Origin of the sequence: Pseudomonas sp. PDM20 (assembly GCF_014852575.3) — a bacterium.
In the GTDB taxonomy this organism is placed as follows: domain Bacteria; phylum Pseudomonadota; class Gammaproteobacteria; order Pseudomonadales; family Pseudomonadaceae; genus Pseudomonas.
The window spans coordinates 5,531,033-5,555,594 of record NZ_CM181224.1 but is presented as its reverse complement, the minus strand read 5'-3'; the positions used below and the strand labels follow the sequence as shown (position 1 = coordinate 5,555,594).

General features: G+C 66.2%; 22 protein-coding genes. 7 read left to right on the top strand and 15 right to left on the bottom strand.

Features of this window, described 5'->3' with window-relative positions:
- Window positions 1-24: 24 nt before the first annotated feature.
- The 3 genes from IB261_RS25575 to IB261_RS25565 all read right to left on the bottom strand — a co-directional run bounded on the left by IB261_RS25575 (window position 25) and on the right by IB261_RS25565 (window position 4,077).
- Window positions 25-903, bottom strand: a complete 879-nt coding sequence (locus tag IB261_RS25575; protein WP_192383825.1) for an oxygenase MpaB family protein — start codon at window positions 901-903, stop codon at window positions 25-27.
- Window positions 904-985: 82 nt separating this feature from the next.
- Window positions 986-2,923 carry an acetate--CoA ligase gene (acs, locus tag IB261_RS25570; protein ID WP_192383826.1) on the bottom strand — a complete coding sequence of 646 codons (1,938 nt, stop codon included), beginning with the start codon at window positions 2,921-2,923 and terminating at the stop codon, window positions 986-988.
- 62 nt (window positions 2,924-2,985) lie between these two features.
- Window positions 2,986-4,077 (bottom strand): DJ-1/PfpI family protein, encoded by a 1,092-nt coding sequence (locus IB261_RS25565; RefSeq protein WP_192383827.1) that lies wholly within the window; start codon window positions 4,075-4,077, stop codon window positions 2,986-2,988.
- 101 nt (window positions 4,078-4,178) lie between these two features.
- On the opposite strand from IB261_RS25565, the gene IB261_RS25560 reads away from it, so the two are divergent.
- Window positions 4,179-5,207, top strand: coding sequence for a GlxA family transcriptional regulator (locus tag IB261_RS25560; protein WP_081520715.1), 1,029 nt, complete (start codon window positions 4,179-4,181; stop codon window positions 5,205-5,207).
- On the opposite strand, the gene pgi is transcribed toward IB261_RS25560, so the two are convergent.
- The 11 genes from pgi to dksA all read right to left on the bottom strand — a co-directional run bounded on the left by pgi (window position 5,195) and on the right by dksA (window position 17,966).
- Window positions 5,195-6,859 (bottom strand): glucose-6-phosphate isomerase, encoded by a 1,665-nt coding sequence (pgi, locus tag IB261_RS25555; protein ID WP_081520716.1) that lies wholly within the window; start codon window positions 6,857-6,859, stop codon window positions 5,195-5,197. The genes IB261_RS25560 and pgi overlap by 13 nt on opposite strands.
- Before the next feature lie 83 nt (window positions 6,860-6,942).
- The gene (panD, locus tag IB261_RS25550) at window positions 6,943-7,323 is read right to left on the bottom strand and encodes an aspartate 1-decarboxylase (RefSeq protein ID WP_017518923.1); all 381 of its coding nucleotides are present in this window, start codon (window positions 7,321-7,323) and stop codon (window positions 6,943-6,945) included.
- 122 nt (window positions 7,324-7,445) lie between these two features.
- Window positions 7,446-8,297, bottom strand: a complete 852-nt coding sequence (panC, locus tag IB261_RS25545) for a pantoate--beta-alanine ligase (RefSeq protein ID WP_081520718.1) — start codon at window positions 8,295-8,297, stop codon at window positions 7,446-7,448.
- Window positions 8,297-9,094: a 3-methyl-2-oxobutanoate hydroxymethyltransferase gene (gene panB / locus IB261_RS25540; RefSeq protein WP_081520719.1), complete on the bottom strand. Its 798-nt coding sequence runs from the start codon at window positions 9,092-9,094 to the stop codon at window positions 8,297-8,299. The genes panC and panB overlap by 1 nt, the downstream gene beginning before the upstream one ends.
- Before the next feature lie 141 nt (window positions 9,095-9,235).
- Window positions 9,236-9,721, bottom strand: a complete 486-nt coding sequence (gene folK / locus IB261_RS25535) for a 2-amino-4-hydroxy-6-hydroxymethyldihydropteridine diphosphokinase (protein ID WP_081520720.1) — start codon at window positions 9,719-9,721, stop codon at window positions 9,236-9,238.
- Window positions 9,718-11,127 carry a polynucleotide adenylyltransferase PcnB gene (locus IB261_RS25530; RefSeq protein ID WP_081520721.1) on the bottom strand — a complete coding sequence of 470 codons (1,410 nt, stop codon included), beginning with the start codon at window positions 11,125-11,127 and terminating at the stop codon, window positions 9,718-9,720. Before IB261_RS25530 ends, folK begins: the two co-directional genes overlap by 4 nt.
- A 763-nt stretch (window positions 11,128-11,890) precedes the next feature.
- Entirely contained in the window at window positions 11,891-13,327 is a 1,437-nt protein-coding gene (locus IB261_RS25525; protein WP_081520722.1) for a sigma-54-dependent transcriptional regulator, read from the bottom strand.
- Between the two features lie 26 nt (window positions 13,328-13,353).
- A complete protein-coding gene (locus IB261_RS25520; protein ID WP_081520723.1) occupies window positions 13,354-16,305 on the bottom strand; it encodes a sensor histidine kinase in 2,952 nt (983 codons plus the stop codon).
- The gene (locus tag IB261_RS25515) at window positions 16,289-16,465 is read right to left on the bottom strand and encodes a hypothetical protein (RefSeq protein ID WP_015478907.1); all 177 of its coding nucleotides are present in this window, start codon (window positions 16,463-16,465) and stop codon (window positions 16,289-16,291) included. Before IB261_RS25515 ends, IB261_RS25520 begins: the two co-directional genes overlap by 17 nt.
- An 84-nt stretch (window positions 16,466-16,549) precedes the next feature.
- Window positions 16,550-17,437: a tRNA glutamyl-Q(34) synthetase GluQRS gene (gene gluQRS / locus IB261_RS25510; RefSeq protein ID WP_192383828.1), complete on the bottom strand. Its 888-nt coding sequence runs from the start codon at window positions 17,435-17,437 to the stop codon at window positions 16,550-16,552.
- An 85-nt stretch (window positions 17,438-17,522) separates the two neighbouring features.
- On the bottom strand, window positions 17,523-17,966 hold the full coding sequence (gene dksA, locus IB261_RS25505) for an RNA polymerase-binding protein DksA (RefSeq protein WP_043255255.1): 444 nt from the start codon (window positions 17,964-17,966) through the stop codon (window positions 17,523-17,525).
- 334 nt (window positions 17,967-18,300) lie between these two features.
- Here dksA and IB261_RS25500 point away from each other — a divergent pair, with 334 nt between their 5' ends.
- Window positions 18,301-19,473, top strand: coding sequence for a pyridoxal phosphate-dependent aminotransferase (locus tag IB261_RS25500; RefSeq protein ID WP_192383829.1), 1,173 nt, complete (start codon window positions 18,301-18,303; stop codon window positions 19,471-19,473).
- The gene (sfsA, locus tag IB261_RS25495) at window positions 19,473-20,180 is read left to right on the top strand and encodes a DNA/RNA nuclease SfsA (RefSeq protein WP_192383830.1); all 708 of its coding nucleotides are present in this window, start codon (window positions 19,473-19,475) and stop codon (window positions 20,178-20,180) included. The genes IB261_RS25500 and sfsA overlap by 1 nt, the downstream gene beginning before the upstream one ends.
- A gap of 38 nt (window positions 20,181-20,218) precedes the next feature.
- Here sfsA and IB261_RS25490 read toward each other — a convergent pair whose 3' ends face one another.
- A complete protein-coding gene (locus IB261_RS25490; RefSeq protein WP_192383831.1) occupies window positions 20,219-20,536 on the bottom strand; it encodes a Rieske (2Fe-2S) protein in 318 nt (105 codons plus the stop codon).
- 255 nt (window positions 20,537-20,791) lie between these two features.
- Between IB261_RS25490 and IB261_RS25485 the strand changes: the two genes are divergently transcribed.
- From IB261_RS25485 to IB261_RS25470, 4 genes are read left to right on the top strand one after another with little or no spacing between them, the layout of a single operon-like run.
- Entirely contained in the window at window positions 20,792-21,847 is a 1,056-nt protein-coding gene (locus tag IB261_RS25485) for a hemin-degrading factor (RefSeq protein WP_192383832.1), read from the top strand.
- Between the two features lie 10 nt (window positions 21,848-21,857).
- Window positions 21,858-22,751, top strand: coding sequence for a heme/hemin ABC transporter substrate-binding protein (locus IB261_RS25480; protein ID WP_192383833.1), 894 nt, complete (start codon window positions 21,858-21,860; stop codon window positions 22,749-22,751).
- 50 nt (window positions 22,752-22,801) lie between these two features.
- A complete protein-coding gene (locus IB261_RS25475) occupies window positions 22,802-23,785 on the top strand; it encodes a FecCD family ABC transporter permease (protein WP_151189740.1) in 984 nt (327 codons plus the stop codon).
- Window positions 23,785-24,552 (top strand): heme ABC transporter ATP-binding protein, encoded by a 768-nt coding sequence (locus IB261_RS25470; protein ID WP_192383834.1) that lies wholly within the window; start codon window positions 23,785-23,787, stop codon window positions 24,550-24,552. Before IB261_RS25475 ends, IB261_RS25470 begins: the two co-directional genes overlap by 1 nt.
- Window positions 24,553-24,562: the final 10 nt, after the last annotated feature.

The window sequence follows — 24,562 nt, the reverse complement described above, 5'->3', positions numbered from 1 at the left end:
CCCTCCGAACCGGGTGGTCACGCTTCAGCGCAGAGGTGGTAAACCCATGCGGCGGCGTGCGCGGTGCAACGAGCCGTTGCGGACCGCCCAGCGCAGCAGTGGCACGCTGCGCCTCACACTGGAGCGGATCAGTTGCCGTTGCAGGCTGCCCAGGCTGAGGCCGAGCTGATCCGTGGCCCAGTCCGGCAGCAGGTCGATGCCGGCGCGCATCATCAGCATGCCGAAGGGCTTGGCGAGGAAGCTCGGGGCGGGGGCGTTGAACAGTACGCTGACCACCTCGCGGGTGCGTTCATCGTAGCGAAGCTGCGGTCGCATGCGTTGCAGGTAGGCGGCTACTTCCGCGCGTGAGCGTGGCACATCCCGCGCGCCGAGTCGTTCGGCGATCAGGGCGATCTCGTCGTAGTAACGGTCCTGATCTTCGCCGGAAAGGTCCGGGTTCAGGTAGCGCAGGTGCGAGGCGAGGAAGCAGCTGACTTCGGCGACGTGCACCCAGGTCAGCAGGTCCGGGTCGCTGGCCGCATAGCCTGTGCCGTCCGGCAGCGTGCCGTGCACGTTGTCGTGAATGCGCCGTACACGTTCGATCAGCTTCTCGGCGTCACCGCGCGAGCCATAGGTGGTGGCGGAGATGAACTGCCCGGTGCGGCGCAGGCGGCCGAGCATGTCGGCGCGGAAGTTGGAGTGGTCCCAGACGCCGCCGAGGGCGGCCGGATGCAGCATCTGCAGGAGCAGGGCGCTGATGCCGCCAATGAGCATCGAGCTGAAGTCACCGTGGACTTTCCAGCTCACGGAGTCCGGCCCGAACAGGCCGGGGTCGCCCTTGGGCGACTCGAAATCGACCCCGCCCAGGGCGAGGCCGGTCAGGCTGAGTACCTGGCTTTCGATATGACGGCGGACGGTTTCCATTGTGGCGGACAGGCCTCGGGGCAAGGACGACAGGTCTGTTCTCTAAACCTAGCATCTTTGCACCCTTGGCCTGTAGCGCACATCAATGGTTGAGGCGGTTGTCGATCAGTCCCTGGACCACACTGGGATCGGCCAGGGTCGAGGTATCGCCGAGGTTTTCCAGCTCGTTGCAGGCGATCTTGCGCAGGATGCGTCGCATGATCTTGCCCGAACGGGTCTTGGGCAGGCCCGGTGCCCACTGCAGCATTTCCGGCTTGGCGAAGCTGCCGATCTCCTTGCTCACCAGGGCCAGCAGTTCCTGCTTGAGCGCATCACTGGGCTCGATGCCGTTCATGGTGGTGACGAAGGCATAGATGCCCTGGCCCTTGAGGTCGTGCGGGTAGCCGACGACGGCGGCCTCGGCGACGGAGTCGTGCAGTACCAGCGCACTCTCCACCTCGGCGGTGCCAATGCGGTGGCCGGAGACGTTGATCACGTCGTCCACGCGGCCGGTGATCCAGTAGTAGCCATCCTCGTCGCGGCGCGCGCCGTCGCCGGTGAAGTAGTAGCCGGGGTAGGGCTTGAAGTAGGTGTCGATCATCCGCTGGTGGTCGCCGTAGACGCTGCGGATCTGGCTCGGCCAGCTGGCCTTGACCGCCAGGACGCCTGAGCCGGGGCCGTCGATTTCCTTGCCCTGCTCATCCAGCAGCACCGGTTGCACACCGAAGAAGGGGCGGGTGGCGGAGCCGGGCTTGAGGTCGGTGGCGCCGGGCAGCGGGGTGATCAGGATGCTGCCGGTTTCGGTCTGCCACCAGGTGTCGACGATGGGGCAGCGCTTTTCGCCTACCACGTTGTAGTACCACTCCCAGGCTTCCGGGTTGATCGGCTCGCCAACCGAGCCGAGCAGGCGCAGGCTGCTGCGGTCGGTCTTCTGCACCGGGGCTTCGCCCTCGCGCATCAGGGCGCGGATCGCGGTCGGCGCGGTGTAGAAGATGTTCACCTGGTGCTTGTCGATCACCTGCCAGAAGCGCGAGGCGTCGGGGTAGTTCGGCACGCCCTCGAACATCAGGGTGGTGGCGCCGTTGGCCAGCGGGCCGTAGACGATGTAGCTGTGGCCGGTGACCCAGCCCACGTCCGCGGTGCACCAGTAGATGTCGCCGTCGTGGTAGTCGAACACGTACTTGTGGGTCATTGCCGCGCCCAGCAGGTAGCCACCGGTGGTGTGCAGTACGCCCTTGGGTTTGCCGGTGGAGCCGGAGGTGTAGAGGATGAACAACGGGTCCTCGGAGTCCATCGGCTCGGGGGCGCAGTCTTCGCTGACCTCGCCCAGCGCCTCGTGATACCAGATGTCACGGCCTTCGACCCATGGGATCTCGCCCTGGGTGCGCTCGACCACCACCACGGTGGAGACGTTCGGGCAGTCGGCCAGGGCCTTTTCCACATTCTTCTTCAGCGGGACGTACTTGCCGCCGCGCACGCCTTCGTCGGCGGTGATCACGGTCCGGCAGTCGGCATCGTTGATACGGTCACGCAGGGCGTCCGGGGAGAAGCCGCCGAACACCACCGAGTGGATCGCGCCGATCCGCGCGCAGGCGAGCATGGCGTAGGCCGCCTCGGGGATCATCGGCATGTAGATGCAGACCCGGTCGCCCTTCCCTACGCCGCGGCTCTTGAGCACGTTGGCCAGGCGGCAGACATGGCTGTGCAGCTTGCGGTAGGTGATGTTGGCGGATTCGCTGGGGTTGTCGCCTTCCCAGATGATCGCGACCTGCTCGGCACGCTGTTCCAGGTGGCGGTCGATGCAGTTGTAGGTGACGTTGAGCTGGCCGCCCTTGAACCAGGTGGCCTGGCCCTTCGCCAGGTCGCCGTGGTGTACCGAGTGCCAGGGCTTGAACCAGTCGAGGAAGGCCTTGGCCTGCTCGCCCCAGAAGGCTTCCGGGTCGTCTACCGACTGCTTGTAGAGGCGCTGGTACGCGTCGTTGTCGAGGTAGGCACGCTTGCGTACGGCCTCCGGCACGGGGTGAAGGCTGATCTCGTACATGGGAAGTCCTTGTTGTTGTTGAGCCGAGATGCCCCCAAGGGTGCATCCAAGGCCAGGCGGGTTCAAGGGTTGTCCATGTTGTTTCGACGCGCCAGGCGGTCGGATCGTTCAGGTGGGGCGTATTCCAGCTGGGCGGTGACCAGGCGCCGGGTCGATTCGCCGTAGCGCCGGGCTATCGCATCGAGTGCGTTGTCGAGTGTCGCGATCGCCGTGGTGCCGGCCCCCGGCAATGCTGGGTGGTCATCGGGCGAGTCCGGCAGGAACAACAGGCCGCCGGCACTGCTGACGGGGTGTGCGGCATTGCCCTGTACTTCTGTTTTGAAGGTCCGCGCCCAGGCGTCCACGGCCAGCGCCAGGCTGACTTCATCGAAACCCTGCTTCAGCGGGACGCTGAAGACCTCGTGGTTCCAGAGGGCGAGGTAGTTGCCGGCGGCGGTCAGGTAGCCACTGGCGCCGAGGCGGAAGCGCTGGCTGTCGTGCCGCGGCGACCAGTCCTGCACGCCGAACTCCCGAGCGAGCGTGGCGGCCCTGGGCTTTCCGGCGATGGTCTCCACCAGTGCAAGCGACAGCGGTAGCGCAGCGGTAACACCGGAGGTGGTGATCACCCTGCCATCCGCCACATAGCGACGATTCTCCTCCCAGTGCGCATCGGGGTACTCCTCCAGGCGCTGCTTGCGCGAGTACCAATGGCCGGTGGCGCGTCGACCGTGCAACAGCCCCGCGTTGCCCAGCACCAGGACGCCATCGCAGACGCCGACGACAGTCGCGCCCCGCGCCGCCTGAGCCTGGACGAAAGCCAGCAGGGCGGGGTCCTGGCTGTCATGCACGGCGGGCACGATCAGGTAGTCGGCGCCCTGTGGATAACGTTGCGTGAACTCCTCCAGCGTGGCCTGCGGCTGAAGTCGCAGGGCTGGCATCAGTTGCACCGGTCCAGGCTCCGACGCAAGCGCGAGCACTTCCGCTGCGCCCGAGCGGCGCAGCACGCCGAGCGGGACGACGTAGTCCGCGAGTTCGGTCATGCGATTCTGTGCGACGACGGCGATGACCGGGCGCTCGCGGCCGAAGCGCGGTTGATAGGGCGCAAGCGCGTCGTCGTCTGCCTGGGCGGCGTGGGTGCAGAGCAGCAGGATGAGGAACAGCAGGAAAGCGTGCATGGCCGTCTCCGGGTGGGGATTTCGATCCTGGCGCGGATTCGTCTGTCGCTTCTGACGCCGATGAGTGAATATCTGCCAATCGCCGCCAGGGATTCGCCCCGATGAATGCTACTCACCGCGTTCTGTTGCTGGTCTTCCCGGATTTCCAGTTGCTCGATGCCAGCGGGCCGGCCGATGTATTCGCGGCAGTGGACGAGCACCTGCCGGTCGCTGCCCGCCCCGCCTACCAGCTTGAGGCGATATCGCCCGGTGGCGGCCTGGTTCGCTCCAGCACCGGGCTGGAGCTGGCGACTAGAGCCTTGCCGGAGCCGCAGCAGGTGGCCGGCTGTACCTTGCTGGTCGCGGGCGGCCATGGGGTGCAAGCGGCCCTGCAGAAAGGCGAGGTAGCGCGTTGGGTGGCGCAGGCTGAACCCCACGCCGCGCGCTGCGGGTCGGTCTGTACCGGGGCCTTTCTGCTGGCGCAGGCTGGGCTTCTGGAGGGGCGCCCGGTCGTTACCCACTGGCGTTACGCCGAACTGCTACAGCGGCTGTTTCCTGGCTTGCGGGTGATGCACGATGCCCTGTTCGTGCGCGACGCGAAGTTCTACAGCTCCGCCGGTGTGTCGGCCGGGATGGACCTGTGCCTGAGCCTGGTGGAGGAGGACCATGGCCGCGACCTGTCGCTGCGGGTTGCTCGCGGGCTGGTGATGTACCTGCGTCGACCTGGCGGCCAGCGTCAGTTCAGCGCCGAGCTGCTGGCGCAGCAGGCGCCGCCGGACGGGCAGATGGAGCGTCTGGTGGCGTGGCTGCGGGAACGGCTGGCTGAGGCCCTGGATGTCGAGGAAATGGCGACGCAGATGGCCATGTCAGCGCGCACCCTGCATCGGCATTGCCAGGCGGAGATGGGCATGACGCCGGCGAAGCTGCTGTTGGAGTTGCGTCTGGAGAAAGCGAGCCAACTGCTGGAGGCGGGAGAATCGTCGCTCAAGCGCGTGGCACAGCACGCAGGATTTGGCAACGAGTACAACTTGCGGCGCGCCTTCGTGCAGGCGCTGGGCGTGACGCCCGGGGAGTATCGACAGCGCTTCTGCCGCCAGGAGCGGGACGGATGCGCAGGCGCGCATCCGTCCGTTCGCCATCAGCCGCGGTGACGGCCGCGGAAGAAGTCGATCAGGCCCTGGGTGGAACCGTCTTCGGCGGCGCTTTCCTCGCTGCCGACCAGGCGGCCGTAGACGGCCTTGCCCAGCTCCTTGCCCAGCTCCACGCCCCACTGGTCGAAGGCGTTGATGCCCCAGAGGATGCTCTGCACGTAGACCTTGTGCTCGTACATGGCAATCAGCGCGCCCAGGCGGCGGGCGCTGATGCGCTCCATCACCAGAGTGTTGCTCGGGCGGTTGCCCGGGATCACCTTGTGCGGCGCCAGGCGCTGCACTTCAGCTTCGTCGACGCCCTTGGCGCGCAGCTCGGCCTCGGCCTCGGCGCGGCTCTTGCCGACCATCAGGGCCTGGCTCTGCGACAGGCAGTTGGCGTACAGCCACTGGTGGTGATCGGCCACCGGGTTGTAGCTGGACACCGGGACGATGAAGTCGGCCGGGATCAGGTGGGTGCCCTGGTGCAGCAACTGGTGGTACGCGTGCTGGCCGTTGCAGCCCACGCCGCCCCAGATCACCGGGCCGGTGCCGGCGGACACCGGGGTGCCGTCCTGGCGCACGCTCTTGCCGTTGGACTCCATGTCCAGCTGCTGCAGGTGGTCGGTGATGTTCCGCAGGTAGTAGTCGTAGGGCAGGATCGCGTGGCTGCGTGCGCCCCAGAAGTCGCCGTACCAGACGCCGAGCAGGCCCAGCAGCACCGGGATGTTCTTCTCGAACGGCGAAGTGAGGAAGTGCTGGTCCATGTTGTAGGCGCCGGACAGCAGTTCCTTGAAGTTGTTGATACCCACCGACATGGCGATCGGCAGGCCGATAGCCGACCACAGCGAGTAACGACCGCCGACCCAGTCCCACATCGGGAAGACGTTTTCCGGACGGATGCCGAAGGCCGATGCCGCTTCCTTGTTGCTGGAAACGGCGATGAAGTGGCGGTACAGCTCCGCCTCGCTGCCGCCCTGGGCCAGGTACCAGGCGCGGGCGGCCTGAGCGTTCTTCAGGGTTTCCAGGGTGCCGAAGGACTTCGACGAGACGATGAACAGCGTGGTCTCGGCGTTGAGCTTGGCGGTCATCTCGCGGAATTCGCTGCCGTCGATGTTCGCCAGGTAGTGGCAACGCACGCCTTTCTGGGCGAAAGGCAGCAGCGCTTCGGAGACCAGCTGCGGGCCAAGGAAGGAACCACCGATGCCGATGTTCACCACGTCGGTGATCGGCTTCTCGGTGTAGCCGCGCCACAGGCCGTTGTGCACGGCGGCGACCAGTTCGGTCATCTGATGCAGTACGCGGTGCACCTCGGGCATCACGTCGACGCCGTCGACCAGCACCTTGTCGCCGATGGGGCGGCGCAGCGCGGTATGCAGCACCGGGCGGCGTTCGGAGGCGTTGATCACCTCGCCACGGAACATCGACCCGATTGCCTCTCCCAGCTTGGCTTCCTCGGCGAGCTTCACCAGCAGATCGAGGGTGTCCTGGCGGATCAGGTTCTTCGAGAAGTCGAGGAACAGGCCGCAGGCGGCGAGGGAGAAACGCTTGAAGCGCTCCGGGTCCTCGGCGAACGCCTCGCGCATGGTGAAGTTCTGCAGATCCTGGCGGTGTGCGGCCAATGCCTGCCAGCTTGCCAGTTTGGTGGCATCCAGCGGGTTGAGGTGGTGTTCCATGACGTACCTTCGGGTAAGACGGGCGTGTTTGAACGAGGCTTTGGAACCTGGGAAGGCCCGGTGGTTCCGGGCCCTTCCGTGGCTCAGGCGAGCTGAACCGGGATGGCGTTGCTGGTGTGGCTGAGTTCGTTGCCGGGCGCCATGTACAGCATGCGCGGCTGGTAGCCTTCCAGCTCGGCGTCGCTGAACTGAGCGTACGCGCAGATGATCACCCGGTCACCCACCTTGGCCTTGTGGGCGGCGGCGCCGTTGACGGAAATCATCCGCGAACCTTCCTCGCCACGGATGGCGTAGGTGGTGAAGCGTTCGCCATTGTCGACGTTGTAGATCTGGATCTGTTCGTACTCGCGGATGCCGGCGAGATCGAGCCATTCGCCGTCGATGGCGCAGGAGCCTTCATAGTCGAGCACGGCGTGGGTGACTTCGGCGCGGTGCAGTTTGGCTTTGAGCATGATGCTCTGCATGGCGTGGCTCCTGTTTTTCTTCTGGTCGAGGAGAGCGGGGCGAGTATGCCCGAGCACCCGAAGTCGCTCAAGGCCGCGAGTGGCGCGGCTTCGAGGCGAAAATTCGGGTATCGGACGGGGAATCAGTCGATGTGGAACGCGAGGTTGTCGATCAGCCGGGTGGTGCCCAGGAAGGCGGCGACCAGGATCACCAGCTGATGGTCTTGCGCCGTGGCCGTGCGCAGGCCGGCGGACTCGCGGGCCTCGAGGTAGTCGATGCGCAGGCCGGCCGCTTCGATCTGCTGGCGGCCTTCGGACAGCAGCGCGGGGAAGTCGCGCTCGCCCTGGCGGATACGCTCGGCCAGTTGCTTCAGGGTGCGCTGCAGAACCGGTGCGAGGGCGCGCTGCTCCTCGGTGAGGTAACCGTTGCGCGATGACAGCGCCAGGCCGTCCTCGGCGCGCACAGTGGGCTCGCCGAAGATCTGGATCGGCAGGTTCAGGTCGCGCACCAGCTTGCGGATGACCGCCAGCTGCTGGAAATCCTTCTCGCCGAACAGCGCCATATCGGGCTGGACCATGTTGAACAGCTTGCAGACCACCGTGGCGACGCCATCGAAGTGACCCGGACGGCTGCCGCCGCACAGGCCCTCGGAGACTCCGGTGACATGCAGTTTGGTCTGGCCTTCCATGCCGTCGGGATACATCTCCTCGACGGTGGGTGCGAACAGCAGATGGCAGCCGGCATCGAGCAGTTTCTCCTGGTCCGCCGCCAGGGTGCGCGGGTACTTGTCCAGGTCTTCGCTGGGGCCGAACTGCAACGGGTTGACGAAGATGCTCGCCACCACGAAGTCGGCGCGCTGGCTGGCCTTGGTCACCAGCGCGGCGTGGCCGGCGTGCAGGTTGCCCATGGTCGGGACCAGCGCAATGCGCTTGCCTTCGCTACGGGCGCGCGCCACGGCGGCGCGCAGCTCGCGGACTGTCTTGACTGTATTCATCAGGCGAAACCGTGTTCCGGGCCGGGGAAGGTGCCGTCCTTCACTGCCTTCACGTAGGCGGCGAAGGCGGACTGGATGTCGGGCTGGCCTTCGAGGAAGTTCTTCACGAACTTCGGCGAACGGCCGGACAGCGACAGGCCGAGCATGTCGTGCATCACCAGCACCTGGCCGTCGGTACCGGCGCCAGCGCCGATGCCGATGACCGGGATCTTCACGGCTTCGGTGATTTCCTTCGCCAGCGCGGACGGCACGCACTCCAGCAGCAGCACGGCAGCGCCGGCCTGCTCCAGGGCGATGGCGTCGGCGCGCAGCTGGCGCGCCTGGTTTTCCTGGCGGCCCTGGACCTTGAAACCGCCGAACAGGTTGACGGCCTGCGGGGTGAGGCCCAGGTGTGCGCACACCGGGATGCCCATCTGGGCCAGGCGAATGATCGGCTCGGCGAGCCAGGCGCCGCCTTCGAGCTTGACCATGTGGGCGCCGGCCTGCATGACCTTCACCGAGTCGCGCAGCAGCTGGTCCAGCGAGGTGCCGGATTCGAACGGCAGATCGGTGACGATCAGCGCGCCCTTGTTGCCGCGTTTCACGGCAGCGGTGTGGTAGGCCATGTCCTCTACGGTCACCGGCAGCGTGCTGTCGTGACCTTGCAGCACCATACCCAGGGAGTCACCGATCAGCAGCATTTCGGCACCGGCCAGACTGGCCGTATGGGCGAAAGTGGCATCGTAGGAGGTCAGCATCGCGATCTTTTCGCCGCTTTGCTTGAGACCTTGCAGGGTGGTCAGGGTGACATCAGGCATGAAAGTGTCCTCGGTTCTGCGCCGGGCAGGGGCAAACGGGGCCCTATAGTCCGGATCGAAAAAGGCTAAGTCAATTGCAGGTGTTACCGGACTGTTACGGCGTTACTGCCAGTGCGCCCCACGCCTGGGGCGCAGCATGCATCAGGACAGGCGCTCGAGGCCGCTGAACGGACAGGCGGCGAGCAGCTCGGCCAGGGTGCGCCCGTCGGGGAAACGCAGTTGCGGAGCGAGGTCCGCCAGCGGGTAGAGCACGAAGGCGCGGGCGTGCATGTGGTAGTGCGGTACGGTCAGGCGCGGCTCGTCGATCAGGCGCTCGCCGAACAGCAGGATATCGAGGTCGAGGGTACGCGGTCCCCAGCGCTCGTCCTTGCGTACGCGGCCCTGTTCCAGCTCGATGGTCTGCAGGGCGTCGAGCAGCGCGAGCGGCTCCAGGTCGGTATCCAGGGCGGCCACGGCGTTGACGTAGCGCGGCTGGTCCGGCGGGCCCAGCGGATCGCTGGCGTAGAGCGGGGAGACCACCGCCACCTTGGTGGCGGGGACCTGCGACAGCGCCTTCAGCGCGGCTTCCAGCTGCTGGCGCGGCTCGGCGAGATTGCTGCCGAGCCCGATGTACACGCGCTCGCTCATTCGCTGCTGGCGCCTTCGGTGCGAGGGCCGCGACGACGACGATTGCTGCCGCCACGGCGGCGTTTGCGCGGTGCGGCGGCGCCGCCTTCTTCCTGCTGGCTGGCGAGGTTGCGGATCATGCCGCGGCGTTCACCGTCACTGGCTTCCTGGTAGTCGGTCCACCAGTCGCCGAGGCCACCGGTTTCCTCGCCGGCGCTCTCGCGCAGAAGGAGGAAGTCGTAGCCGGCGCGGAAGCGCGGGTTCTCCAGCAGCAGGTCGGCCTTCTTGCCCTGGCGGCGCGGCAGGCGCTCCTGCATGTCCCAGATCTCGCGGATCGGGATGGTGAAGCGCTTGGGCACCGCGGTGCGGCGGCACTGCTCGAGGATCAGCTCGTGGGCGGCTTCCTGCATCGCCGGAATCGGCGGCATGCCGCGGTCCTGCAGTTTCAGCACGCGGGCGGGCAGGGCCGGCCAGAGCAGCGCGGCGAACAGGAAGGCCGGAGTGACCGGCTTGCCCATGCGGATGCGCTCGTCGGTGTTGGCCAGGGCCTGGCGCATCAGCTTGCCGGCGTACTCCGGGTCGTCCTTCAGCGCCTTGGCGCTCGCCGGGAACAGCGGGGCGAACAACTCGTACTCGTTGAGCAGTTCGAAGGTGCGTTCGGCCTTGCCGCTGAGGAACAGCTTGAGGATTTCGTCGAACAGGCGCGCCGAAGGAATCTCGTTGAGCAGCGGCGCCAGTCGGCGAATCGGCGCGGCGCTGTGCTTCTCGATCTCGAAGTCCAGCTTGGCGGCGAAGCGCACGGCGCGCAGCATCCGGACCGGGTCTTCGAGGTAGCGCTGCTCCGGGTCGCCGATCAGGCGGATCAGGCGGTTGCGGATGTCGCGCACGCCGTGGGCGTAGTCGAGGATGCGCTCGCCGGTGACGTCGAAGTACAGGGCGTTGATGGTGAAGTCGCGGCGCTGGGCGTCGTCTTCCAGGGTGCCGTAGACGTTGTCACGCAGGATGCGGCCGGCCTCGTTGCGGGAGGCGTGGGCGTTGTTGCTGTCGTCGTCTTCGCTGACCGGATGGTTCGCGCGGAAGGTGGCGACCTCGATGATCTCGCGGCCGAAATGGACATGAACCAGCTTGAAGCGGCGACCGATCACCCGCGCATTGCGGAATTCGGCGCGCACCTGCTCGGGGGTGGCGCTGGTGGCCACGTCGAAGTCCTTGGGCGGAATGCCCAGCAGCGGGTCACGTACGCCACCGCCGACGATGTACGCCTGGTAGCCGGCCTTGGTCAGGCGCTCCACGACGTTCACCGCGTTCCTGCTGAACTGTTCCCGCCGCAGCGAGTGCTGATGATTGCCAACGACTTCCGGAGTAGTGCGGACAGCGCGCGGACGGCGCAGTGGGGATCGGATGGACTGGATCAGCTTTTTCAGCATGTGTGCACTATCGGGAATAGGTGTATGGATGGCATACGCAGGTCTCGGCAAGCCGCCTGATTACGGCGTTTCCTGGAGGATAGCGGGTGTCTGCCGCTGCCTTGAAACAAATGGCAGCAAATCGAATGCCGTCTGCGCCGCGGCGATTCTAGCATCGTGGGGTGGGATGATGAAGAAAACTGAAGAAAGGGACTTGCGGGGAGAGAGCGGGAGGGTGTAGCGAAAGCTACTGGGGGAGCCGAGGCTCCCCCCCAAATAGGTGCGTGCTTTGTTTTTATTATGATTACCGGGCTTGTTGTTTTTGTTTGTAGACCCGACCCTCGAAGCTACCTGCTTCGGGGAACCTTCCACACTTGGAAGGTGTTCAATAGCAAACGGATTGCTTTGGTCGCTGAGTGAGCAATGATCTTTCGATCCAACCAGTTTTGCGTGCTGTCTCAAGACAGTTTTATTCTTCTTGACTGGTTGCGGGACTGGTCCCGACGGCTACCCTTCTCCAAAAGAATCAGTTAGCTGCGCCTCCGCGATCTTGTTTTTGTTGTGCTGGAGTCGTTTCGTCTTGTTCTTATTGTGAGTGGTCGTGCTTGTTATTGTTGTTGTACCAATAACAAAGCAGATGCCGTGCCAACTTTTGCGAATCCTTATTTTTCAAGGGTTTGCGAGGATTCACCCCCGGGCGGCAGGCACAAAAAAGCCGGGTTCCCGTTACCGATGAACCCGGCTTTTGTTACGGAGCTTGTCTCCGGTAACAGTGTGAAACGTCTTACGAGTCAGCCGATGCGCCGGATTTGCGGCGCGGGATACCCAGGCGCTGGCGGCGTTCCCACAGGCATTTGCGGCTGATACCCAGCTTGCGGGCCAGCTCGGTCTCGGTCATGTGGTCCTGGTGCTCGAGGACGAAGTGCTGGAAGTAGTCCTCCAGCGACAGGTCCTCTGTGGGCTCGTGGTTGCTGGCGCTGCCGTTGGTCGGGCGCAGGTCGCCGTCATCGCCGAAGTCGTCTTCCAGATCATCCAGCTCGATGTCGATGCCCAGCAGGTCGGCAGGGATTTCCTGGCTTTCGCTGAGGATCACCGCGCGCTCGATGGCGTTCTCCAGCTCGCGCACGTTACCCGGCCACGGATAGTGACGAATGGCCTGCTCGGCCTCGTGGGAGAAGGTCAGCGACGGACGCCCCATCTGGGAGCACTGGCGCGCCAGGAAGGAGCGGGCGATCTCCATCACGTCAGGGCCGCGCTCGCGCAGGGGCGGCAGTTTCAGCGAGATGACGTGGAGGCGGTAGTAGAGGTCTTCGCGGAACTGGCCGGTCTTGGCCAGCATCTTCAGGTCGCGGTGGGTGGCGGCGATCAGGCGCACGTCGACCTTCTGCGACTGTACCGAGCCGACGCGGCGGATCTCGCCTTCCTGCAGCACGCGCAGCAGGCGTGCCTGGGCCTCGAGCGGCAGCTCGCCGATCTCGTCGAGGAACAGGGTGCCGCCGTCGGCCGCTTCTACCAGGCCCGCACGGCCGGCGCTGGCACCGGTGAACGCACCTTTCTCATGGCCGAACAGTTCGGATTCGATCAGGGTTTCCGGGATCGCGGCGCAGTTCACCGAGATCAGCGGCGCCTTGGTGCGCTTGGACAGGTTGTGCAGCGCGCGGGCGACCAGTTCCTTGCCGGTACCCGACTCTCCCTGGATCAGCACATTGGAGTCGGTGGGCGCCACCTTGCGGATCTTGGTGTAGAGCTCCTGCATGGGGGCGCAGGAGCCGATGATGCCGATCTCGCCGTCCGCGGGGGCGGTGTTACCGCTGCTACGGTCGGCGGCCTTGGCGTTACCGCGGGCTTCGGCGGGAGCGTTACGGTTCTCCTGGCGATCCTTGAGGATACGCGCCACGGCCTGGAGCATCTCGTCGTGGTCGAATGGCTTGGCGATGTAGTCCACCGCGCCCATCTTCATCGAGTCCACTGCCGAGCGCAGGCTGGCATAGCTGGTCATGATCAGCACCGGAGTGCCCTGGGCCAGCTTTATCAGTTCGGTGCCGGGTGCGCCGGGCAGGCGCAGGTCGCTGACGATCATGTCGAACGACGGGATGCTGTAGCGCTCCTGCGCCTCCTGCACCGAGCCAGCTTCGCTGACCTGGTACTGGTTGCGCTCGAGCAATCGTCGCAGGGCGGAACGGATGATGGTTTCGTCTTCGACGATGAGGATATGTGCCATGTATTCAGCTCTCTCGACGTGCTCGTTTACTGCTCGGCCGTCGGGCCAGGATGCCGCGGCAAGGTGACGCTGATGCGGGTTCCGCATTCGCGTTCGGGGTCAGCCGGGCTGTCTATGGTGATTTGCCCATAATGCTCTTCCACGATCGAATAGACCAGAGCGAGCCCCAGGCCGGTCCCTTTGCCAGGGTCCTTGGTGGTGAAGAAGGGCTCGAACAGGCGGTCGATGATCGACTTGGGTATTCCGCTGCCTTCGTCCTCGACGATCAGGTCGATGGTCTGCTCGGAAGCTTCGCTGCGCACGCGGATCGCGCCGTTGGGTGGGGAGGCGTCGCGGGCGTTGGACAGCAGGTTTATCAGCACCTGGGCCAGACGCTGGGAGTCGCCTTCCACCCAGTGTTCCGGATCGCACAGGTTGAAGAACTGCACGTCGATGCTGCGCTTGTTCAGCGACAGCAGGCCGATGGCTTCCTGGGCGACGTCCGCCAGGCACACCGGCTCGGCCGCGACCTGCTTGCCGCCCGCGTGGGCGAAGCTCATCAGCGATTGCACGATGCGCGAGACGCGCTTGGTCTGTTCGAGGATCTGCCCGCTGATCTCGGTCAGCTCGCCGTCGCCTTCACGCTCTTCGCGCAGGTTCTGCGCCAGGCAGGCGATGCCGGTGATCGGGTTGCCGATCTCGTGGGCCACGCCGGCGGCGAGGCGGCCGATGGAGGCCAGGCGCTCGGAGTGGATCAGCTTGTCTTCCAGCGACTGGGTTTCGGTGAGGTCTTCGACCAGCAGCACCAGGCCACTGTTACCGGGCGCAAGGGGTTCCTCGATCGCCGCCTTGTGCAGGTTCAGCCAGCGGGTCTGGCCCTCGATGGTCAGGCGCTGCTTGTGCAGGTGCTCGTCGGGGGCGTCGATGAAGCCTTCCAGCAGGCCGCGCCATGGATCGGGCAGGGCGGCCAGGCGCGAGCCGACCACGCGCTGCGCGCTGACCCCGGTGAGGTCTTCGATGGCGCGGTTCCACATGAGGATTTCCTGGTCCTTGGCCAGCGAGCACACGCCCATCGGCAGATCCTGCAGGGTCTGGCGGTGGTAGCGGCGCAGGGTGTCGAGTTCGGCGGCCAGGCCAGTTAGCCGGGAGTGGTAGTCCTCCAGGCGGCTCTCGATGAAGTGGATGTCTTCGGTGACGTAGGCTTCGCTGCTGGCCTTGTAGGGCAGGAAGGTCTCCACCATGTCCTGCGCCACGCTCGGGCCCATCAGGCCGGAGAGGTTCGCCTCGATGCGGTCGCGCAGGCGGCGCAGGGCATAGGGGCGGCGTTCGTCGAAGGGCAGGTGCAGGTCGCGCAGGGCCTGTTCCACCTCGCGCTGGGCGGTCTTCGCGCCCAGCGGCTTGGCCAGCTGGCTAGCGAATTCCTGCGGGGAGACGGCGATCAGCTCGCGGCGCTGCGGGCGGCGTACGTTGTCCACGGCGCAGGCTTCGGCGGCGCCTTTCTCTTCATCGCTGGCTTCGGTGAACAGCGAGACCAGGGTGAACACCAGCACGTTGGCGGCCAGCGAAGCGAGCGCTGCGAGGTGCCAGGTGGTGTCGTCGAGTACATAGAGCGAGTTGAACAGCGGCAGATAGATGCTCTGCATGTTCGCCACCAGCGGGGTGAGCATGGTCGCGCCCCACACCAGCATCCCCGCCACGAGACCTGCGATGAAGCCGCGGCGGTTGGCGGTCGGCCAGTAGAGCACGGCCAGCGCGCCGGGGAGGAACTGCAGGGTGGCGACGAAGGAGACAATGCCCAGGTTGGACAGGTCCTGCTCCGCGCCCAGCAGCAGGTAGAAGGCATAGCCGGCCATGATGATCGCGGCGATCAGCGCGCGGCGGGTCCATTTCAGCCAGCGGTAGATGTTGCCTTCGGCCGGCGGCTGGTAGAGCGGCAGCACCAGGTGGTTGAGCACCATGCCCGAGAGCGCCAGGGTCATCACGATGATCAGGCCGCTGGCGGCGGAGATGCCGCCGACGAACGCGGTCAGCGCCAGGGCCGGGCTGTCCACCGAGATGCCCAGGCCGAGGGTGAAGTATTCCGGGTTGGTCGAGGCGCCCAGGTGCAGGCCGGCCCAGAGGATCGGTGGTACTGCGAGGCTCATCGGCAGCAGGAACAACGGCAGGCCCCAGCTGGCGCTCAGCAGCGAGCGCGGGTTGAGGTTCTCGGTGAAGGTCATGTGGAACATGTGCGGCATCACGATGGCCGCGGCGAAGAACACCAGCAGCAGCGTGCGCCACGGCCCTTCGGCCAGCGGCGTGTGCAGGGTGCTCAGGGCTTCCTGGTTCTGCAGCAGCCACACTTCCAGGCCGTCCGGCCCGCCGAACACGCCATAGAGGGCGAACAGGCCGATGGAGCAGAGCGCCACCAGCTTCACCAGCGACTCGAAGGCGATGGCCATCACCAGCCCTTCATGACGCTCGCGGGTCGCAATGTGGCGCGCGCCGAAGAGGATGGCGAACAGCGTGATCAGCGCGCAGAACGCCAGCGCCGCGCGGTTGGGTTCGGATTCGCGGGTGAGGATGCTGATCGAGTCGGTCACCGCCTGGATCTGCAAGGCCAGCATCGGCAGCACGCCGATCAGCATGAACAGCGTGGTCAGCGCGCCGGCCCAGGTGCTACGGAAGCGGAAGGCGAACAGGTCGGCCAGCGACGACAGCTGGTAGGCCCGGGTGATCCGCAGGATCGGGTAGAGCAGTACCGGCGCGAGCAGGAAGGCGCCGGAGACGCCCAGGTAGATCGCCAGGAAGCCGTAGCCGTACTGGTAGGCCAGCCCGACCGTGCCATAGAAAGCCCAGGCGCTGGCGTACACGCCCAGCGACAGGGTGTAGATCAGCGGATGGCGCACCAGCCGGCGCGGAATGAAGCCGCGCTCGGTGATCCAGGCGACACCGAAGAGGACCATCAGGTAGGAGGCGCTGATCAGGATCAGCTGGGTGAGGCTAAAGCTCGTCAGCATCGCGCTGGCTCTGCAGGATGAAGGTGACGACGATCAGGATCAGCCACAGCAGATACGGGCGGTACCAGGCGCCGTGGGGATCGATCCACCAGTCCATGATGGCCGGTGAGAACAGGTAGATGCCCACGACCAGGAGCAACACCAGTCGGTAGATGTACATGTCGTCTCTCTCTTGGTTCGGCGGGCAGGCTACCTGTGCGCACAGTCGCCGGCAAGCCGGCCGCCGGTGGGGACGGGTACAAGTCTAGAGCCGCGCATCTTCCAGCGTCAGGCTGTGGGGGATCGCTTCGGCATCCCAGTGCGCGATGCCCCAGGCGAGCACCTCGTGGGGCGTGGCCTGCAGCAGCTCGGTGGGCGGCTTCTGTCCCAGTGCCTTCAAGGCGCGCACCAGCAGCGGGGCGGCCTGGTCGGCTTCCAGTGGCGGCGAGCGGTAGGACTTGCCGAGCTTGTGGCCGTCGGGCTGGATGATCAGCGGCACATGCAGGTAGCGCGGGGCGGCGATGCCCAGCAGTTCCTGCAGGTAGAGCTGGCGCGGGGTGTTGTCCAGCAGGTCGGCGCCGCGAACGATGTCGGTAATACCCTGCCAGGCATCGTCCAGCACTACCGCCAGCTGATAGGCGAACAGCCCGTCGCGGCGGCGGATGACAAAGTCGCCCACTTCGCGGCCCAGGTGCTGGTGGAATTCGCCCTGCAGCCGATCGGTGAAGCGGTAGTCCAGCTCCGGCACGCGGATGCGGATGGCGACGTCGCCGTGCCAGTCATGCTGCGCGTCGCGGCAGGTGCCGGGATAGATGCCGTGGCTGCCTTCGAGCTGCTTGCGCGAACAGGTGCAGGCGTAGGCCAGGCCGCTGCGCAGCCATTGCTCGACCTGAGCGGCATAGGCTTTGCCGCGCTCGCTCTGGCGCTCGATCGGGCCGTCCCACTCGAAGCCATAGCGCTCGAGGGTCTCCAGGATGGCGGTCTGGGCGCCGGGCATTTCGCGCGGTGGGTCGAGGTCTTCCATGCGCACCAGCCACTTTCCCCCCACGGCGCGCGCGTCCAGGTAGGAGGCCACTGCCGCCACCAGCGAACCGAAGTGCAGGTAGCCGCTGGGCGTGGGGGCAAAGCGTCCGACGTAGCGGGAGGCGGGCATGGGAACTCTCTGCTGCTGGAAGACCATCTATAAAACGCAGAAACGAAACGGGGCGCCGCAGCGCCCCGTCCGGGATCAACCAGGCTCAGGAGCCCAGCTGCTTTTCCTTGATTTCCGCCAGGGTCTTGCAGTCGATGCAAAGGGTGGCGGTGGGGCGGGCTTCCAGACGGCGAATGCCGATCTCGACGCCGCAGGAGTCGCACCAGCCGTAATCGTTGTCTTCGATCAGCTGCAGGGTCTCGTCGATCTTCTTGATCAGCTTGCGCTCGCGGTCGCGGGCGCGCAGCTCGAGGCTGAACTCTTCTTCCTGGCTGGCACGGTCGGCCGGGTCGGGGAAGTTGGCCGCTTCGTCCTGCATGTGGTGCACGGTGCGGTCCACTTCTTCCATCAGCTCAACTTTCCACTTGTTGAGGATGGAGGTGAAGTGCGCGCGCATGCGCTCACTCATGTACTCCTCGCCCTTGGTTTCCTGGTAGGGCTCGAAGCCACGAATCAGTTGGCTGCTCTGTTGCTTTGCTTTGGTGGGCATGGATGACCGCCTCTCACTCTCGCTAATCCTCTCGCGGATGGTCCCTCTCCGGCACCGCCGGCCCCGCGCTCGCAGCGGGCGAACTTACCAGAACGATAACCGCGATGCTACTCCCGGTTATCGAGCCTGCCAGTGCCCGCACATGACCTGATCGCCAGGTCGGCGACCCACCGGTCATCGCCAGTGGGTTTTTCTGCAAACCTGAGCAGAATCGTCGGCGTTCGCCAGACGAAGCCTGCAAGTTCCCGGAAGCCGCACATCACAGGCGCGGCCGCCCAGAATTCATCAGTGGCCTGTTAGAATCCCGGCTCTGTCGCAAAGTTCGGAATATTCCATGGCCACCACCTTCAGTGCGCGCAGCCGCGCCATCGAACCCTTCCACGTCATGGCGCTGCTGGCGCGGGCCAACGAGCTGCAGGCCGCGGGTCACGACGTCATCCACCTGGAAATCGGCGAGCCGGACTTCACCACCGCCGCGCCCGTCGTCGAGGCCGGGCAGAAGGCCCTGGCAAATGGTCACACGCGCTATACCGCCGCACGTGGCCTGCCGGCCCTGCGCGAAGCCATCGCCGGCTTCTACGCCCAGCGCTACGGGCTGTCGATCGACCCGCAACGCATTCTCGTCACGCCTGGCGGCTCCGGTGCCCTGCTGCTCGCCAGCAGCCTGCTGGTGGATCCGGGCAAGCACTGGCTGCTGGCCGATCCGGGCTACCCGTGCAACCGCCACTTCCTGCGCCTGGTGGAAGGCGCCGCGCAACTGGTGCCGGTGGGGCCGGAGAGCCGTTACCAGCTCACCCCGGAACTCATCGAACGGCACTGGGATCAGGACAGTGTAGGCGCTCTGGCCGCATCGCCGGCGAATCCTACGGGCACCCTGTTGCACAAGGACGAACTCGCCGCGCTGTCTGGCGCCCTGAAGGCGCGCGGCGGGCATCTGGTGGTGGACGAGATCTACCACGGCCTGACGTACGGCCTGGATGCGCCCAGCGTCCTGGAAGTGGATGACGACGCCTTCGTCCTCAACAGTTTCTCCAAATATTTCGGCATGACCGGCTGGCGCCTGGGTTGGCTGGTGGCGCCGTCCGAAGCGGTGGGCGAACTGGAGAAGCTCGCGCAGAACCTCTACATCAGTGCGCCGAGCATGGCTCAGCACGCGGCGTTGGCCTGTTTCGAGCCAGCGACCCTGGCGATCCTCGAAGAGCGCCGCGAAGAATTCCGCCGCCGCCGCGACTACCTGTTGCCGGCGCTGCGCGAACTGGGCTTCGGTATCGCCGTGGAGCCGGAGGGTGCCTTTTATCTGTATGCGGATATCAGCGCCTTCGGTGGCGACGCCTACGCCTTCTGCCAGCACTTCATCGAGACCGAACACGTGGCCTTCACGCCCGGCATCGACTTCGGGCGTTACCAGGCTTCGCACCACGTGCGTTTCGCCTACACCCAGAGCGTCGAACGCTTGCAGCAGGCGGTGGAGCGCATCGCGCGCGGCCTGAAGACCTGGCGTCCCTGATGCGCTTCGAACCGGCGCTGGAAGAGGCGCGCCTGATCAAACGCTACAAGCGCTTCCTGGCGGACATCGAGACCGCCAGTGGTGAGCGGCTCACCATCCACTGCCCGAACACCGGTTCGATGCTCAACTGCATGAGCGAAGGTTGCCGTCTCTGGTTCAGCCGCTCCGATGACCCCAAGCGCAAGCTGCCGGGGACCTGGGAGCTGGTGGAAACCCCGCAGGGCCGGTTGGCCTGCGTGAACACCGGGCGGGCCAACCGTCTGGTGGAAGAGGCGCTGCTGGCCGGTACGGTGACGGAGCTGGCCGGCTTCGACGAACTGCGCCGCGAGGTGGCCTACGGGCAGGAGAACAGCCGCGCGGACTTTCGCCTGATGTACGCCGGCAAGCCGGTGTACGTGGAAGTGAAGAGCGTAACCCTGGGCTTCGACGACACCACGGTCGCCGCCTTCCCCGATGCCGTTACCCAGCGTGGTGCCAAGCACCTGCGCGAGCTGGCGGTGCTGGCGCGCGAGGATATGCGTGCGGTGCTGCTGTATGCGGTGAACCTGTCGGGTATCGAGGCGGTTCGCCCGGCGGTGGAAATCGACCCGGCCTACGCCGCGGCGCTGGCGGAGGCGCGCAACGCCGGCGTGGAGGTGCTGGCGTATGGGGCGCAGATTGATACGCAGGAGATTCGGCTCGAGCGGCCGTTGCAGGTGTTGTTGTAGGAGCGGCCCGTGGGCGCGATCGCCGGCCTGGCCCGCTCCTACATTTCCAGCCAGATGCCCTGCTCATCCTCCCGGCAGGGCAGCGCTTCCAGCACGTCCCCCAGGCACGGCCCCTGGATGCATTCGCCGGTCTCGATCAGGAACAGCGCACCATGGTGGCCGCACTGCAGCAGGCGGCCGCTGGCATCGAGGTACTGCCCGGCGTCGTAGCCCAGCGGAATCTCCCGGTGCGGGCAACTGTTGCGGTAGGCGTAGACGCGGCCCTGGCGACGCACGGCAAAGAGGTTCAGGCCAGCGGCCTTGAAGCCCCGGCTCTGGCCTTCAGCCAGGTCATGCGGGGCGCAGAGCAGGATCATCCGGGGCTTCCATCCAGGTACGGCATCACGAGGCGGGCATTATCCGCGCCCGCAGGGCGATACCGGAAGAGGGTGCACTTCCGTGTGCTGAAGAAGGGCTGAGCTGGCGCCTTGCCAGCGAAAGCGGCGCCGACCTTAAGCCTCCCTGATATTTAATGCAAATAATTATCAAATAGATTTCCTAATTTTCCTGTGGCAAGGTTCGTCCATGCTGCCGCGCCGCGGCAGGCCACCTTTCGAACGAGGAATTCTGCGATGACGACCCTGACTGCGCCGGCCTCCGAGCTGTACCGCGCCTGGCAAGCCCTGCGCGCCGAGAAACCGCGCCTGCGCGCCCGCGATGCCGCGCAACACCTGGCCGTGAGCGAAGCCGAGCTGACTGCCAGTCGCCTGGGTGTGGACGCCGTGCGCCTGCGCAGCGATTGGGCCGAGCTGCTGCCGGCGCTGGGGGAGCTGGGCCAGATCATGGCGCTGACCCGCAACGAGCATTGCGTGCATGAGCGCAAGGGGCCGTACCGTGACGTCACCGTCTCCGCCAATGGCCAGATGGGCCTGGTGGTGTCTCCGGACATCGACCTGCGCCTGTTCCTCGGCGGCTGGACCAGCGCCTTCGCCATCAGCGAGGAGACCGCCCACGGCACCCAGCGCAGCATCCAGGTATTCGACCGCCAGGGCACCGCCGTGCACAAGGTCTTCCTCACCGAGCAGAGCGACCTCGCGGCCTGGGACCCGCTGGTGCGCAGCTTCACCGCCGCCGAGCAGAGCGCAGCGCTTGACCTGGCCCCGCTGGAGCCCAAGGCCGCGCCGCTGGCCGACGGCGAAATCGATGTCGCCGCCCTGCGCGAAGGCTGGTCGGCATTGAAGGACACTCACCACTTCTTCGCCCTGCTGAAGAAGCACAAGGTCCAGCGCACCCAGGCGCTGCGCCTCGCCGGCCGCGAGTGGGCCGAGCCGCTGGCTACCGTCGAACTGCCGCGCCTGCTGGAAGCAGCGGGGGCCAAGCAGTTGCCGATCATGATCTTCGTCGGCAACGCCCACTGCATCCAGATTCACACCGGCACCGTGCAGAATCTCAAGTGGATGGACGACTGGTTCAACGTCCTCGACCCGCTGTTCAACCTGCACCTGAAGACCCCGGGCGTGGTTGAACTGTGGCGCGTGCGCAAGCCCAGCAGCGATGGCGTGGTCACCAGCTGGGAAGCCTTCGATGCCCATGGCGAGCTGGTGCTGCAGGTGTTCGGGGCGCGCAAGCCCGGCGTTCCGGAACTGCAGAGCTGGCGCGAACTCGCCGAATCCTTCCCGGCACTCTGAGGGGCGACACATGAAGATTTCCATGACTGCACGCGCGCTGTTCGCCGGGCTTTGCCTGACTGCCACCAGCGCGTTGGCCGACGCGTTGCCCCAGCGCTGGGTGAGCGCTGGTGGTTCGCTGAGCGAATGGGTCGTCGCCCTGGGCGGCGAGGCCAAGCTGGTGGGCGTCGACACCACCAGCCTGCACCCCGCATCGCTTCACGCGCTGCCGAAGATCGGCTATCAGCGGCAGCTCGCCGCCGAAGGCATCCTCGCGCTGAAACCGGACATCCTGCTGGGCAGCGAAGAGATGGGCCCGCCGCCGGTACTGCAGCAACTGCGTGCCGCTGGTGTGCGGATCGAGACGCTCTCGGCCAAGGCTGACGAGAAGACCGTGCGCGACACCATTCAGCGTCTGGGCGAACTGCTTGGTGCGCCGGACAAGGCCAGGCATGCCGTGGCGGACTTCGATGCGCGTCTCGCCGCGCAGAACGCGTGGGTAAAGAAAGCCCAGTCCGCGCAAGCCGCGCCCGGTGTCGTCCTGCTGGTCGGGCACGCTGGCGGCAACCTGCTGGTGGCCGGGCAGGACACTTCCGGCGACTGGCTGATCCAGCACGCCGGTGGCCGCAACCTGGCGACCCATACCGGCTACAAGACGCTGTCGACCGAAGCCCTCACTGCGCTGAATCCGCAGGTGGTGGTGCTCAGCGATCGCTCCCTGGATGGCGACAAGGCCCGCGCCGCACTGACCCAGCAGAACCCCGGACTCGCCGCGACCAGCGCGCTGCGTGAAGGTCGTGTTTTGGTGCTCGATCCGACCCTGCTGGTGGGCGGTCTCGGCCCGCGCATCCCGGACGGGCTGGCTAGCCTCTCCCAGGCCTTTTATCCTTCCGCGCAGGCCCTGAACACGGAAAGTCGTCCTTGACCCGGATCGTTACCGCTCGACCGCTGTTCCTGCTCCTCGGTTTTCTCCTGTTGCTGGTCGTCTGGCTCTCACTGGCTCTCGGGCCGGTGAGCCTGCCGCTGGGTGATACCCTGCGCGCGCTGGCGCACATGCTCGGGCTGCCGGTGTCCGCCGATGGCCTCGGTCAGGCCGAACTGATCGTCGGGCAGATTCGCCTGCCGCGGACCTTGCTGGGCATTGCGACCGGCGGCGTGCTGGCGCTGGCCGGCGTGGCCATGCAGGGGCTGTTCCGCAACCCGCTGGCCGATCCCGGCCTGATCGGTGTTTCCAGCGGTGCTGCGCTGGGGGCGGCCATTGCCATCGTTTTTGGTGCGTCCATCGGTGGGTTGCCCGAGGCCTTCGCTCCTTATCTGCTGTCCGCCTGCGCTTTTGCCGGCGGCCTGTTGGTGACGGCGCTGGTCTACCGGCTGGGGCGCCACAACGGCCAGACCAGCGTGTCGACTATGCTGCTCGCCGGTATCGCGCTGACCGCGCTGGCGGGCGCGCTGATCGGCCTGTTCACCTACCTCGCCGATGACGCCACGCTGCGCACCCTGACGTTCTGGAACCTCGGCAGCCTCAACGGCGCGAGCTATCCGCGCCTGTGGCCGCTGCTGCTGATCACCCTGCTGGTGGCCTGCTGGCTGCCGCGCCGGGTGAATGCCTTGAATGCGCTGCTGCTGGGCGAATCCGAAGCGCGTCACCTGGGCTTCGATGTGGAGCGGCTGAAACTCGAACTGATCCTCTGCACCGCGCTGGGCGTCGGCGCGGCTGTGGCTGCCGCCGGGATGATCGGTTTCATCGGCCTGGTGGTGCCGCACCTGCTGCGCCTGATCGTCGGCCCGGATCACCGCGTGCTGCTGCCCGCCTCAATGTTCGGCGGCGCGATCCTGCTTCTGCTCGCCGACCTGATCGCGCGGCTGGCGCTGGCGCCGGCGGAACTGCCGATCGGCATCGTTACCGCGCTGATCGGTGCGCCGTTCTTCCTTTATCTGCTGATCCGGGGGCGTTCCTGATGCTGTGCGCAGACAAGCTGCTGGTGAAGCGCGGCGCCCTGACCGTTCTGCAGGAGGTGAGCGTGGCGCTGCAGTCGGGCGAAGTGCTCGGTGTTCTCGGCCCCAACGGTGCGGGCAAGAGCACCCTGCTTGGCGCCATGAACGGGGAACTGCCGCTGGCCGGTGGATCAGTGAGTCTCGACGGCCGCCCGCTGGACTCCTGGCAAGGTACCGAGCGCGCACGCCGGTTGGCGGTGCTGCCGCAATCGTCTTCGCTGAACTTCGCATTCCCCGTCGAGGCGGTGGTTGGCTTCGGACGCTTGCCCCACGACAGTGGCCGCCAGCGCGACGAGGAGATCATCCGCGAAGCCATGGCCGCCGCCGATGCCTCGCACCTGGCCGGGCGCAGCTACCTGGCGCTCTCCGGCGGCGAGCGCCAGCGGGTGCACCTTGCCCGAGTGCTGGCGCAGTTGTGGCCGGGCGGGGCGGAACAGGTGCTGCTGCTGGATGAACCGACCTCGGCGCTCGACCCACTGCACCAGCACACCACGCTGCAAGCCGTGCGCGATTTCGCCGGGCGCGGAGCGGCGGTGCTGGTGATCCTGCACGACCTGAATCTCGCGGCGCGTTACTGTGATCGCCTTTTGCTGCTGCACGAGGCGCGCACGCATCTGCTCGGCACACCTCGCGAAGTGCTGCAGGCCGAGCCGCTGCGCACTGTCTTCGGCATCGATGTGCTGGTGCAGGAGCACCCGGAACGCGGCCATCCGCTGATCATCGCGCGCTGAAGGGAGTCGC